A 13869-nucleotide genomic window follows, 5' to 3' on the forward strand; every position below is an offset into this window, starting at 1 on the left:
CAGAGATGTAATTCTCCAGTACGGTTCTTATCATTACAAACTTTTATGTATGTTCTTTTTAAGGATCAGATAATTTTATTCCATTTCTACAGAAATCTCCTGATTTCCCAGTACTTCATAACTCCAGTTTCCAATACCGCCTTCCACATGTAGAAAAATCGTTTTGCCTTTTCTTTTGACATGTACAGTCATGACTGCTTTGCCGCTTAAATCTGTAACCTCAGTACTGGCAGAAGCTCCCTCGTCAAAGATAGAAAGGCACAGCTTTACACCATCACAATAATCATAATCCGGCTTTGTATCGCAGCTTCCCACAGCCAAAATCGAGTTTGGACGTACCAACAGCGGCAATGAGAAGTAATCATGTATCTCTTTTTTCCACTTTCCTCCTATGACCACATCCCCAGTCAGCAGGTTCACCCACCTGCCCTCCGGAAGATAATATTCCACCTCCCCGGACTCCTTAAATACTGGTGCCACCAGAAGAGAATCTCCGAACATATACTGCTTGTCTGGTGTTTCACAGGCCCTGTCTTCCGGAAATTCTACAAACATGGGGCGCATCATCGGTATCCCCTCCTCGTGAGTCTTCACCGCCTGCCGGTAAAGATAAGGCATCAGCGCGCATTTCAGTTTTACAAACTTTCGCAGGACATCGCAGGCCTCCTCGTCAAAAAGCCATGGCACCCGGTAAGAAGATGAGCCATGAAGCCGGCTGTGGGAACTTAAAAGGCCAAACTGACACCATCTCTTGTAGATATCTGCAGGAGCTGTCTTCTCAAATCCGCTGATATCATGGCTCCAGAACCCAAATCCCGCACAGGCCAGGGATAATCCGCTGCGGATGGTCTCTGCCATAGATGGATATGTTGCCGAACAGTCACCGCCCCAGTGAGCAGGAAACTTCTGTCCTCCCACGGTTGCGGAACGGGCAAACAATACAGCCTCGCCTTCGCCACGCTCACGTTCTAACAGCTCGAATACAGCCTGATTATATAACTGTGTATAATAATTATGCATTTTCACAGGCTCAGATCCATCATAGTAGGCAATGTCTTTTACCGGAATTCGCTCACCGAAATCCGTCTTAAAACAGTCTACTCCCATATCCAGAAGCTTTTTCAGTTTATCCTGGTACCATGCACTGGCTTTTGGATTTGTGAAATCCACAAGTCCCATTCCAGCCTGCCACATATCGGTCTGCCATACATCACCATTTGATTTTTTAACTAAATATCCCAGCTTTGACCCTTCCTGAAACAGCGGTGATTTTTGTCCAATATACGGATTGATCCACACACAGATCCTCAGCCCCCGGTCATGATAACGTTTCAGCATCCCTTCCGGGTCTGGAAATGTCGCAGGATCCCATGTGAAGTTGCACCATTCATACGCCTCCATCCAATAACAGTCAAAATGAAACACATGTAACGGAATATCACGATCCGCCATTCCCTGAATAAAGCTGCTGGTTGTATCCTCATCATAGTTCGTCGTGAAGGATGTGGTCAGCCAGAGGCCAAAAGACCAGGCCGGCGGCAGTGCGGGTTTTCCGGTCAGCTCCGTATATCTGGCAATAGTCCCCTTCGGTGTATGCCCATTGATAACATAATAGTCCAGTCGTTCTCCTTCGACCGAAAACTGCACCCGCTCTACTTTCTCACTGGCTATCTCATAGGATGCATCGCCCTCATTGTCCAGCAGCACACCATATCCTTTATTGGTGATATAGAATGGAACATTCTTGTAGGCAATCTCACTGGCTGTGCCGCCGTCCTCATTCCACATCTCCACAACCTGTCCATTCTTGATAAATGGTGTAAATCGCTCTCCTAGGCCATAAACATATTCGTCAACATCCAGCGAAAGCTGATCCACCATATAGCATCGATTGGTCTTATTATTTGTCATATGCGCTATATTGCGAAATCCCGTGTTTGTAAGTTCTCTCTCTTTATCCATAAAGCGTATGCCCCAGGAATCAGGCCGCTTATCTATGATTGCCTTGGTACTTCCACTCTTATAGATAATACTATCTTCTGTTTCTTCGATTGTCACATGTGGAGCGGTATGCTTCACCTGTGCAAAAGGACCCTTGTAGGCGGTTCCTTCAAAGTGGGACACAGATACCTTGATCACATCCTCCATGGGACTTGTCAGCCGGATGGTAATCATGCCCAGATTCAGGCAGTCTCCTCTGTCGGAAATATGCTTTCCCGGTGCATATACGATCAGTTCATCGCCGTTTATCCGGCTGTCACAATACTCTACTGCATAAAGCGGTGTAATCTCTTTCTTCACACACCAATATCCATCTGTAAATTTCATTGCCTTTCCCTCTCTCAATCTAAGTTAATCATGTGGTCAGTAGATTTTCCGGACGCGCTCATCCCTTAACAGAGCCGGCCGATACCCCTCCGACAATGTATTTCTGTCCCAGTACAAATACCAGAAGGACCGGTGCGAGCGTCAGTATAATGTCTGCAGCAACCAGGTTCCAGGAGTTTTCGAATGCGCCAAAGAAGTTATAGACTGCCAGTGTCATCGGCCATTTTTTTGAATTGTTCAGATAATACAAAGGCATGGTGAAATCGTTCCACACCGCCATAAAATCCAGAACAAACAGTGTTGACACAATGGGCTTTAGCAACGGAGCAATTACTTTGACAAAAAGCTGCCACGGCTTGCACCCGTCAATTACAGCCGCTTCATCAATTTCTCTCGGAATCGTCTCTACAAACCCGTAAGCCAGGAACAAGCTCAGCGGAATATTAATGGCGGCATAAAGCAGTATAATTCCAATTCTTGTATTCACGATATGGAATGACTGCATAACCTTCATAAGTGCAACATTGTTAATCGGCATCGCAATACCTGAAATGATGAAATAATAAAGAAAACGGTTAACACCTTTATTGTTTCTCGAAATCACGAACGCAGCAGCACCTACAACAACAACGATGATGACTACACTACAAGTGGAATATAAAAAACCATTGAGAAATGCGGACACCAGCTTCCCCTGTTCTATGACGGTCGCATAATTTTCAAACACCCACTTTGTCGGCAGAGAAAGAGTCATCCTGTTTGCTTCAGCAGAGGTCTTAAACGAGTTCAGGAATAAAACTACAAGCGGTATAATCACCACAAGGCTGATAAAAACCGATACAATATTACCGATTAGATGTCCAACAATCTTACCTGTTTTTCCCATCAGACTTCCACCTCCTTATTTTCCATTGACTTGATAATAAAATACAAGAGGGCTAGCACAATGAAGAACAATACACTCGAAAGTGTGGTTCCCATGGCCAGATCTCCTTTGGAAAACTCTTTATACACAGCAGTGTTAATTACACCGGTGGCATTTCCGGGTCCGCCATTGGTCAGCGAATAAATCATATCAAATACACGAAGCCCATAGGTCACATTTAATACAGTCACATTGACAAGCACAGGTTTTAAAAGCGGCAGAGTAATGCAGCGCAGTTTCTGAAAGAAGCTGGCACCGTCAATACTGGCGGCCTCGTAATATTCCGGTGATATGGACATCAGCCCCGCAATGACTACCACCATAATGTACCCCATACCTTTCCAGGTATCTACTGTCATAACGGTAGGAAAAACCAGATGTAGGTCCGTAAGCCAGTTTTTTGCCAGCGCGCCAAGACCGATTTTACGAAGAAAATCATTTAAAAACCCTGTGGTCGGATGAAGCATACTCTTAAATACCAGGCCCACCACCAAATATGACATTACCTGTGGGGAAAAGATAATCATGCGATGTAGATTCTTACCTTTAATAAATTTCTGCGTCAGCAGCAATTTACTTGTTTTTCCTGATTTTCATCCCAGATAAATAAGAATCTACCTTTGTATTCAATATCATTAATAGTCAGTATTGAATCGTTTTGTTCATTATTTTTAGCCAGATGCCAGGAGTATACCCTATCAAGTCACTTTACAAACAAAAACTCATTGTACGAATGTCAGAATTCTACAAAAAACTCATTGTATAAATCCTAGAATTCCATATCCTTTTCCCTTAGTAATCTCGCCCTTATTCTTCTTCAGCCATTTTCGTTCGTCCGGATATTGAAAGGATGCAAGGTTTGCGGCTCCCTGGTATGAGCGGATCCCATCCTTATCAAGCGTATGGTAGAAAAGAGTTCTCAAATCCGAGCATGCAAATGGAGCGGATTTTCCGATCCCAAAACTGCCTCCGGATTCTCCGCTTTTATTGGAAACGCCTGAAGATTTTACCAGATCATTCCACGGAGAGGGTTTCATCTCCATGGAACCGGTAAGGCCTGTCGTATTATAATCGCTGATTCGCAAAACCCTTATGCTGTCAGCTTGACACAATTTCACTGCTTTTTTGAAAAATGTCTTCAGTATTTATTCATACCTGGATTCTTGCCAAAAAGGAGTTTTTTACCTGAGACACAACTTTTTTTACACTACTCATGAGATAATTTTGAATTTCCCTATGTAATAACAATGTCATCTATCCATTTATATAATTTATAACACAACTTATCGCTTTCAGGTACAAAAGTACTCATGTCTTCTTCAAAATCAGAGTAGCTGTTGCGTTCGTGATATAAATGATATCCCTGTTCGGTTGAATTTAACGTTATGAAAGAAATCCCAACTATTTTTTGTAACATGGCGATCCGTTTTTCACAATCATGCAATAGGTAATCACCCAAATATACTTTGGTTTTTTCACCTTTGTAAATGTTTATTCTTTGGTATTCCTTAGCGATTGCAAGATAGTTAATATTTACAGAGCCTCCCATTGGAACATAATAATCCACATTATTTACTCTTTCAATCTGATCCACTCTGCCAGTGCTGATATTATAATAGCCAATTATCATGTTTTCATTATCAGATAGCATAATATAAGTGACACCCTGATTATCATCAAGGGCATCACTCGATTTTAAAAAATTATCAATTACAATATTTCCACATGTAAACTTTGATATCAAAGTCTGATAGGCTTGTTCGTATTTTATAATTCTCATTTTTTCTTAGTTACCTTAATTTCAACCTTGTTGTCTTCAAGTATATCAAAGGAGAAATCATGAGATTCCATGAGCTTAATACGTTCAATATTTTCTTTTGATGCAGATGTTCTTTTCAATGGTTTTGATGCCACAAATGGACTATTTGGTTTTATTGCATATGCATTCATATTTTCATCCTCCTCTTTGGTATTTTTAGTATTTTTAGTGTTCTTATTTTCTTTACACATATTCATCACCTCAAATGTATTATAACAAGTTCGAAGTGCAAAATGTGTCAATCTGTGTACCTGTAGTTACCTCTAATAATTTATTGATTCACGCTGTTCTATGTTTTATATTATACCCTTACCATGGATAAAAATCAAGTCAAACCATGATACAGGTTTGTGTCAAGTAAATGTTGGCAACTTTCTCATTGTTTTTCTAAAATGATATTTTTATATTTTTTTGTTCACCAAATAAGCCTGCCATTCAGGTTCTTTTATCAATATCCAAATGCTTTTTTAAATGCTTTTCTTGATGCGGTCTGCATTGCTTCAAACAGTGGCATATGATGGTTAAATCGATCCGCATATGGATTTCCTTTTCCATCCTTCTTTGGAGCTTTTGCCGCGCTTAATGTTTCTACAATTTCCTGCAACTGCAGCGTAAATATAAGCCCATCTGTATAACGATCTATGGTTTCTACTAGCTCCTTGTTCTCTTTTCGATATAGGGCTTTTGCAAGGTTATTGGCTCCTTTTGCTGACCAGCGCATCCTCCGGTGTTTCATCCGCAACGTGATCACAGTACAGTTCTGACTTTCCTGTATCCCCATACCCTTATACACAATACCTTCTTCCGGTTCTGGGATTGTAATCCCCCTCTTGTTATATGGCAGCAGACCTTCTTTGTTATTACTCAGATATTGATATAGCTCCCTTGCCTTTTTGCTTGATTTATCTGCTACTTCCGGGCTCTCGATACTTGTTGCATAGGTCTGAATATACTCCAGCATCTCATCCATTTTTCTTTCATCAAACAAACTTCTGATATCGTTCTGTGCTTTTTTATCTCTGATCTTTCTTAGGATTTCCTGATAAATATGGTATCTGTCCAGCTGAAAAATTGTTTCGGGGTCATAGGGCTCTTTGATCCAGCTTCCACCATCTCCGTTTAATATTCTCTGTCCAATTTCATCTGCATCGTATTTTTTTCGAATACAGGCTTCTCTTTTGGCATGAAACTCGGTACTGTTTTCCATTCCTGCAAGCATTGTTTTCCCCACCAACGTACTCCGTTTCTGCTTCTCTTTTTCAGCATCCCAGCCTTCATACATCGTAAATACCTTCATTTCCTGCTTTTTCATCTTCTTATGCTTTTCATTTTGCATATGGAGCTATATCCCATCCATTTCTTCAAAAAGAACCGGGATGCTTTTTTGTCCTTCCGTCTGGTCTGCATCCATCTGCTTTACCGCATGACGTTCCTCTTCGTCAATACGTTCTCCCAGACGCTGCATGATGTTCCAGACTCCACCTGCACTGATATTCTGTCCGCAGATGCTGCTTATGATCTCAGAGGTCACACGGTATGGGGATTCCGTTACTGTAAGTGCTATCTTCTCGGCATGGTTCTTAGAAATCAATCCTATTTTATCCATATGCATCGATTTATCCAGTAGAAATACGTGTGTGGCCTGCCCATCTTCGTTTACTGTACGGTATATTTTCCTTGAATACTCAACCGTGCCATATACTGTTTTGATAGAGGTCTGTCGGCTTCCTTTGTCCCGGTAAACAGCTTTGTCCCTCGACTCTGCCAGCTGTTTGTCATATGATTCCAATAGGATTTTGGTCATTTCCCTGCCTATCTATTTTGAACTGCTCCCCGTCAAGTAGACAATTGAAAAAATATAAATTTTTTCTGCCAATAGACAGCCTCTTTTAGAAAATATTGTGTTTTTCTCTGATTTTCCACAGTTTTCTCATTGCCTGTATTTTTTTTTCGTTATATAATAAATACATGAATTTTTGCCCTTCAAATAACTTTTCAGAAAAGGAGTATTATTGTGTACATTATTCTTGCTGTATCAAAAAATTCAACTTTTTCAGAAAATATACGTTCTGCTTTCCAGCATGAACAGGTTACAGTCGACACATTGAAGGACTATAATGAATTTGTGGATTATCTTCCTCAGAATATCCCAGCTCTTATCATTACTGACTGTAGTACCAACAGCATTAAAAACTTCCGATTAATGTCTGCTTATCTATCTGCACGATACCACTGCGGATTTGCTTTTACAGGTACACCAAAACAGCTTCATCCGTTTCATAACCATCTGCAACAGATCGGATGCACCGCACTGTATATTGAAAAATCGGAAATAAACTCTACCAGAAAACTGATAGACTATTTTCACTTATATAAAACCACAGAAAATAGCATTTCTTCCGATGATTTATTTTCCGAAAACAATACGAAAGATTTTGAGGCGCTTCTTTTAGATAAATCAGCCTCTTCTTTCACTTTTAAAAAATATCAATCTATTTTCCCGTTGTTTCAATTCTTTTCATGTGTTGTACAATTGGATTCCCCCTATAAAGCCGACAAATATATTTTTAAACTTTGGAGTATAACAAAAAACTTTTTAATAATGAAATACTCTGATAAAAAGGTGCTGATTCTTTTTTGGACATACATAGACCAATTTCAAAATCTGATTAGTCTGCGCGAAACACTCATTCACCGCTGTCAGACCAAACAATATCGTGATGTATGGATAGGTTGTATCCACACCGGATTATATGGTGCATATAAATCTTTTCTTGAAGCAAAAGAAACATACTATATTGATTATTTATATCATCCGGCCATTTCATTCGACGAAATCAGTTCCAGTGTAAAATCTGCCTCTAAACCTATCCGCCTTGTTGAAATCGAACGGCAGATCCGTTCTACTCTGGAATACAGAAACGGAGACGGTATTTTAAAATTAACGCACGACTGGTTTGATGAATGTCAAAAAATGAACTATACCCTTGAAAACATACAAATGGATCTGCTTAATCTCTACAGCAGTATCAAATATGTTATTTTTGATATGTATACTCTACATGCAACACGTATAAAGAACGGATGGGAGGTTTACGAACTCTTTCATATTCATAGCGTTGATGAATTAAAAGAATGGTTTTTTGACTGGTTAAACTACACCTTGAATAATATACAAGTAAAAAAAGGACAGGGATTCCAAATAGAAGACGTTCTTGAATTTATTAATCATCACTTGTTAGAAAAAATCACATTGGAAAGCACAGCGGGTTTTTTTGGTTATAACACATCTTACTTTAGTACAATGTTTAAAAAAGAAACTCAGGAAACTTTTATTTCCTATGTATCAAGACATAAAATGCAAAAAGCCTTTGAACTTCTTCAGAACGGCAGAAAGGTTGCAGAAGTAGCCGCGCTCCTTGGCTACAGTGACTTAAAATATTTCCGAACGCTATTCAAACAGCAATTCCATATTTCTCCCTCTTCCGTCCACCGTTTGGATTCTAAACAAGAAAACAATACACGCTGAAGCAGAAAACACCAGAAGTACCTTCCGTTTACTCCTGATGTTTTCTGTTATTTCTTTGTCTATTACCAATACCTTTATTCACTTATAGTTCTCTAATTTTTATTCTGCATAACTCATCATTAAAAACAGAAAACTTTAGATTTGTAATTTTCCCTTTTACATCTACCTCCACATTTATTCCGTTCTTTTTGCCTGAATTTCACCACATACCTCTCCACTTTTTCCAACAATCAATACTTTTTTTGTTACTCTTATTACTATTTTTCCGGCATGCATAACATAATCTTCTTTCGTCTCTCTGACCTCAGCTTCGATTACGTTCTTTCTAAGTTGAAAACACGGCTTATTAGTATTATATCCCTGAAAATGTGTAATTCATGTTTTCTTCCTCTTCATTTCAATTATTACACAATTTTCAGATTCTCGGCATACTAATCACTTTTCCACCTTTTATCTTCCGCTCCCATTCAACCGGAACCACTGTTCCTGATTCACTTAACAATACAAAAGGCACTGTCATTACGTGACTGTTCTTATTTTCTTCAAAACGTATTTCTGCTATAAAATAGTGGATATTTGTCTCTATATTTTCAGTACTGATTTCAAACTCAATTGATTTCATTCCTGAACCCATATGTGCCATTGTTAGAAATACAGCCTGCTCATTTGAAGGCATTACCTGATACCCATCTCTGGTATACAAATATACTTTCACTCTGTCCGAATTTATAGATTTTGAATTGTTTGACAAGATAATTCTGATTTTTTTTGACTCATCCTTTTTCAAAACAGGATCTCCACAATAATCAAGCCTTACTGTCAAATATGGAAACTCGTATTTGACCACGTCTAAATCCTTGTAAATATTTGCGAAATATGATGGTGCCATAAAATCTTCTGCCTTTGCATCCAGTCCAAACTCACTCATAGCTACATTATGTATCTTTTCTACCCGTTCTGCCAATTCATCAATCGTATGCGGTATCTTTTTTTCCAATCTGAACGGATCAAGGCTAACTGTTACGATTGCATTCCCGATTGGTTTCAGCCATTTTTCATCCATACAGTCCGTACCATACATAATTCCGAACATTGACGCGATTGTTCCCGCTGTACAGTCTGTATCCTCACCATAGTGAACTGCCGTACAGATAGATTTATCAAAATCTCCTTTTCCATATAACAAGGAAAATACAATAATCATGATGTTAGATGGAACATCCCATCCCATTTTTCCCTGATCATATCCTTTTTCCGCATCTTCGACCGCAATTCCGTGCCACTCCAAATGTCCGACATAATCTTTCATTATCATTTCTCTAGAATCTTTCCAGCTGATACCTTTATCATAAGCCTCGATTGCCTCACGGATACAACAATACAAATCACATTTCTCCGGAATATATGACAGTCCGATTTCTATCAGCCTTCGTATATCCGTTTCATAAAAAGCAGCACTCTCCATGGCAGCAATAAACACCTCAGCATATACGCCTTCTCCGTTTCCATGGTCTACAACTGCATCCTCATAAGCATATTTAGCTGCTAATTCCGGATATCCAGGGAATATGCATGCCCAAATTTCCGAACGTATATAAGAACCACAACTGTCTTTAAATTCATTATTAAATGTTCCTGTAACCGGGGGTTGTAATCCTGCACGTAAATTTGTCTTAGCAGTCCCATATTCTGCATGCGTAAATATCATAAATTCATTAAAGTATTCGCCAAGAATTTTTGCATCAATATGCAGTCCCTTATCTTCCAATGCAATAAGCCAAAGAATCTGTATATCCAAATCATCATTTGCCAGCGGTTTCCCTTTGCTTTCATGTGTGTAATATGTCACATCATTTGCTGCACGCTCCCATTCCATAGGCATACCAAGTGTTCCTCCAACATTCTTGCCCAACCAGCATCCCTGAAGTTTTTTTCTATATAACTCTCTATCCATCATCCTTTTATCTCTCCTATTACTCTAAGTTTTTATTCTTTTACAGCTCCGTCATTCATTCCTGATGTCACAAATTTCTGCAGAATAAAATAGACAATCATTACCGGAATGATGATAATAAACAGTGACGCAAACAATTTACCTGTATTTCCTCCATACATCTGTTGAAACTTAGTCGGAATAACAGTTATTGTCATCATTGACTCTTCTCTCAGCATAATAGATGCAAATAAATATTCATTCCAACTAGACAAAAAAGTCCAGATAACGGCCATCATAATAGACGGTCTGCACATAGGAACTGCAATTTTCCACAATGCTTTGAATGTAGAGCATCCGTCTATCAGTGCCGCCTCTAAAACAGTATTTGGTAGTGCATCAAAACCATTTTTAACTGTAAGCAGATTAAACGGTGCAATTAACACAACATAAGGTCCTACCAATGAAATATAAGTATTTAATATTCCCAGCTTGGAACTGATCTGAAAAACCGGAACCATAATCGCCGCTGCAGGAAGAAGTAATGCAGATAATAAGAAAACATAAATAAAATTTTTTCCTGGAAACTGTAGTTTCGAAAGTGCAAATCCTGCCAGAATATCCATAAACACAACCATCACAACAACAATGACTGTAACAAAAATACTATTTTTGAAATACATTTCTATATGATAATTGGTCAATACGTCAATATAATTTTTTATGCCGCCCCCTTTTAAAGATCCATAAATCAAAATCAAAATCGGAATCAGTATAATGGCGATTAACAGCAGAGTGATAAGATAGGTTACTATTTTTTTCATTGCCTCTGTTTTTTTCATTTTTACTTATCCCTCCTAATAAAGTGTTTTTGAGTTATACATACGAAGCTGTATAATCGTGATAATCATAGCAATGATAAACATGACAACTGCTATTGCACTCGCATACCCCTGTCGATATGTCCCGAATGAAGCCTGATACATGTATGATGCAAATGTCTGGGTAGAATTTGCAGGTCCTCCAGCTGTCATAACCGCAACCAGATCATACTGCTTTAACGCTCCTATTACTCCAATAATTGTCAGATTATATGTTGTTCCGCGGACTAATGGTATTGTAATACTCTTCAATATCTGAAATCCACTTGCACCATCAATCTTAGCCGCCTCATACATATCATTTGAAATTCCCATCATCGCCCCATAATAGAGTGTTACAGAATATCCTGTCCACTGCCAGATATTGATAATAATAATCACAAAAAATGCGGTCTTCGGATCTGACAGCCATGCCCCTGCAAGAAAGTCCAAACCTACAGCTTTAAAAAATGAATTCAAATAGCCTACATTAGGATCCATAATACGGAAAAATATCTGACCAATAATAACGGATGAAAGAACTGCCGGCATGAAGACAATTGCCTTAGCTATGTCTCTTCCAAAAAACTTCTTTCGAAACAGATTTGCAATCAAAAGCCCGAGAACACATTGAACACCAACTGTAAAGACTGCAAATAAGGCAAAATTCTTCAATACTGTTTTAAAAATAGGATCACGGAAAAGCTCAATATAATTCTGCAGTCCAATAAATGTTTTTTCGACCTCAATTCCATTCCAATCATGGAAACTATTCTGTATGTTATAAATAATCGGATAGACCATAAAAACAAATACAAACACGCACAGTGGTATCACAAACAAATAACCTAGTTTTTTACTATTTCTATAGTTAATCATAAATCTCACCTCTTGTTTTTTATAATCTTTCGGGAAGAATAAAGAGATCCCCGAAAACAAGTCTTTCCTGCTTTCCTGACCTCTTCACAATTTTCAAAATTTAAATTTCAGAACTATTTTAACGCTTCACAAGCAGTATCCATTGCCAAAGTAGCCTCTTCAGGTGTAGTTCCGCCTGTTGCCAATAATTGTAGATTATCATACAGTGCGTCACCCATTTCCGGATAGAGTGCTTCTCTGAATCCCACTGTGTTACCACTTGCAATGATAGCTACAATGGCATCATATGCTTTTTGATATGCCTCTGTTGTTTCCGTTGTCATAGCCGGAGCATCTTTTAGAACACTGAAAAATCCCAGACCATCTACTACTGACTGCTGCATATCGTCACACATCCACTTTACAAACTCCCACGCAGCATCTTTCACTTCACTGGAGCCACTGATTGCCCATGATACATCAGGTGCTGTAATTGCCATACTGTCTTTTCCTTCTATTGCAGGAAGTGCAGATACTCCGATATCACGTGCTGCATAAGTTTCATAAAAGCTGTTGTTACTGTTCAATGACCCCAAATCCCATGAACCATTGAAAATCATCGGTACAACGCCCTCACCATTATCATCTTTCCACAGAGAATATCCTTCATTATAAAGTGGTGTTGTTGTTGCTCCATCCTGCACAATACCATCTGTATATAATTTCTGATAATATTCAAATGCTTTAATTACATCTTCCTGATTCCATTCTTCCTCTAATGTAAACACCTTATTGCAGACATCCTTATTCAGGCTTGCCAGAAGTGTGATAAACATATCATAATTCTGCCATGTATCTTGTCCGCCGAATTCCAATGGAATACTTCCATTCTCTCTTAATGTCTTTGTTGCATCTTCTAGCTCATCCCATGTAGTTGGCATAGACTCCACACCGCCGGCCTTCAGCTGCTCACCTGCATACCAAACTGTGCCTGCTACCGACATCGCACTTGGGAATGCATACGTCTCATCTCCTGACATTCTGATATTTGTAAATGCATCAGGAGCAAATTTGTCTAACCAATTTTCTCCCCATTCTTCCTCTGCGTATGGTGCTAGCGGTTCCAACTGACTCTTGAATTGCTCCAGCGTTGCCCCCGCTGCAATACCAATAACATCTGGCGCTGTTCCTGCTGGAAAATCAACTTTTAATTGATTATAATGATCTTCCTGACGTGTCAAAATAATTTCTACATCAATATTCGGATGGCTCTTCTCGAACTCTTCCTCGATAGCCTTTTCGATATCATCATCTTCACTGAAACCTTTATAATTTCCTAACGCATACTGCCATGACTGTACCTTTAATTTAACTTTTTCACCTTCTGCTGATTTTTCCTCTTTTGATGTCCCGCTTCCACATCCAACAAGTGATGCGGTCATGCACAGAACCAATGCCAATGCCATCTGCTTTTTCATACAATATTCCTCCTTGAGACTCGAATTGATTAAGTTGTGAAATCACTTTATTTTCCGGATTTGTTATTAAACATATTACTCTCTTTTACAAGTAATATGAAGAGTTTATTTCTTGTTTTTATAGGGGGTTTTTTTTGGG

General features: G+C 39.0%; 11 protein-coding genes and 1 pseudogene. 1 reads left to right on the forward strand and 11 read right to left on the reverse strand.

What is annotated here, in order from left to right:
• Positions 1 to 75: 75 nt before the first annotated feature.
• The 7 genes and pseudogenes from yicI to INP51_RS12630 all read right to left on the reverse strand — a co-directional run bounded on the left by yicI (position 76) and on the right by INP51_RS12630 (position 6876).
• Positions 76 to 2328: an alpha-xylosidase gene (gene yicI, locus INP51_RS12600; RefSeq protein ID WP_193735191.1), complete on the reverse strand. Its 2253-nt coding sequence runs from the start codon at positions 2326 to 2328 to the stop codon at positions 76 to 78.
• A 58-nt stretch (positions 2329 to 2386) separates the two neighbouring features.
• Positions 2387 to 3214, reverse strand: coding sequence for a carbohydrate ABC transporter permease (locus INP51_RS12605; protein ID WP_193735192.1), 828 nt, complete (start codon positions 3212 to 3214; stop codon positions 2387 to 2389).
• On the reverse strand, positions 3214 to 3825 hold the full coding sequence (locus tag INP51_RS12610; protein ID WP_331463454.1) for a carbohydrate ABC transporter permease: 612 nt from the start codon (positions 3823 to 3825) through the stop codon (positions 3214 to 3216). Before INP51_RS12610 ends, INP51_RS12605 begins: the two co-directional genes overlap by 1 nt.
• 183 nt (positions 3826 to 4008) lie before the next feature.
• Entirely contained in the window at positions 4009 to 4371 is a 363-nt protein-coding gene (locus INP51_RS12615) for a hypothetical protein (RefSeq protein WP_193735193.1), read from the reverse strand.
• 116 nt (positions 4372 to 4487) lie between these two features.
• Entirely contained in the window at positions 4488 to 5033 is a 546-nt protein-coding gene (locus INP51_RS12620; RefSeq protein ID WP_193735194.1) for an N-acetyltransferase, read from the reverse strand.
• On the reverse strand, positions 5030 to 5263 hold the full coding sequence (locus INP51_RS12625) for a hypothetical protein (protein ID WP_193735195.1): 234 nt from the start codon (positions 5261 to 5263) through the stop codon (positions 5030 to 5032). The genes INP51_RS12620 and INP51_RS12625 overlap by 4 nt, the downstream gene beginning before the upstream one ends.
• Before the next feature lie 257 nt (positions 5264 to 5520).
• A pseudogene (locus INP51_RS12630) lies at positions 5521 to 6876 on the reverse strand (ISLre2 family transposase).
• A gap of 210 nt (positions 6877 to 7086) precedes the next feature.
• On the opposite strand from INP51_RS12630, the gene INP51_RS12640 reads away from it, so the two are divergent.
• Entirely contained in the window at positions 7087 to 8601 is a 1515-nt protein-coding gene (locus tag INP51_RS12640) for a helix-turn-helix transcriptional regulator (protein ID WP_193735198.1), read from the forward strand.
• A 415-nt stretch (positions 8602 to 9016) separates the two neighbouring features.
• Here INP51_RS12640 and INP51_RS12645 read toward each other — a convergent pair whose 3' ends face one another.
• The 4 genes from INP51_RS12645 to INP51_RS12660 form a co-directional block, all read right to left on the reverse strand.
• Positions 9017 to 10558 carry an ADP-ribosylglycohydrolase family protein gene (locus tag INP51_RS12645; RefSeq protein ID WP_193735199.1) on the reverse strand — a complete coding sequence of 514 codons (1542 nt, stop codon included), beginning with the start codon at positions 10556 to 10558 and terminating at the stop codon, positions 9017 to 9019.
• A 29-nt stretch (positions 10559 to 10587) separates the two neighbouring features.
• Entirely contained in the window at positions 10588 to 11376 is a 789-nt protein-coding gene (locus INP51_RS12650; protein ID WP_193735200.1) for a carbohydrate ABC transporter permease, read from the reverse strand.
• A 15-nt stretch (positions 11377 to 11391) separates the two neighbouring features.
• The gene (locus INP51_RS12655; RefSeq protein WP_193735201.1) at positions 11392 to 12273 is read right to left on the reverse strand and encodes a carbohydrate ABC transporter permease; all 882 of its coding nucleotides are present in this window, start codon (positions 12271 to 12273) and stop codon (positions 11392 to 11394) included.
• 113 nt (positions 12274 to 12386) lie between these two features.
• Positions 12387 to 13730, reverse strand: a complete 1344-nt coding sequence (locus INP51_RS12660; protein WP_193735202.1) for an ABC transporter substrate-binding protein — start codon at positions 13728 to 13730, stop codon at positions 12387 to 12389.
• Positions 13731 to 13869: the final 139 nt, after the last annotated feature.

Source organism: Blautia liquoris, assembly GCF_015159595.1.
In the GTDB taxonomy this organism is placed as follows: Bacteria; Bacillota; Clostridia; order Lachnospirales; family Lachnospiraceae; genus Novisyntrophococcus; species Novisyntrophococcus liquoris.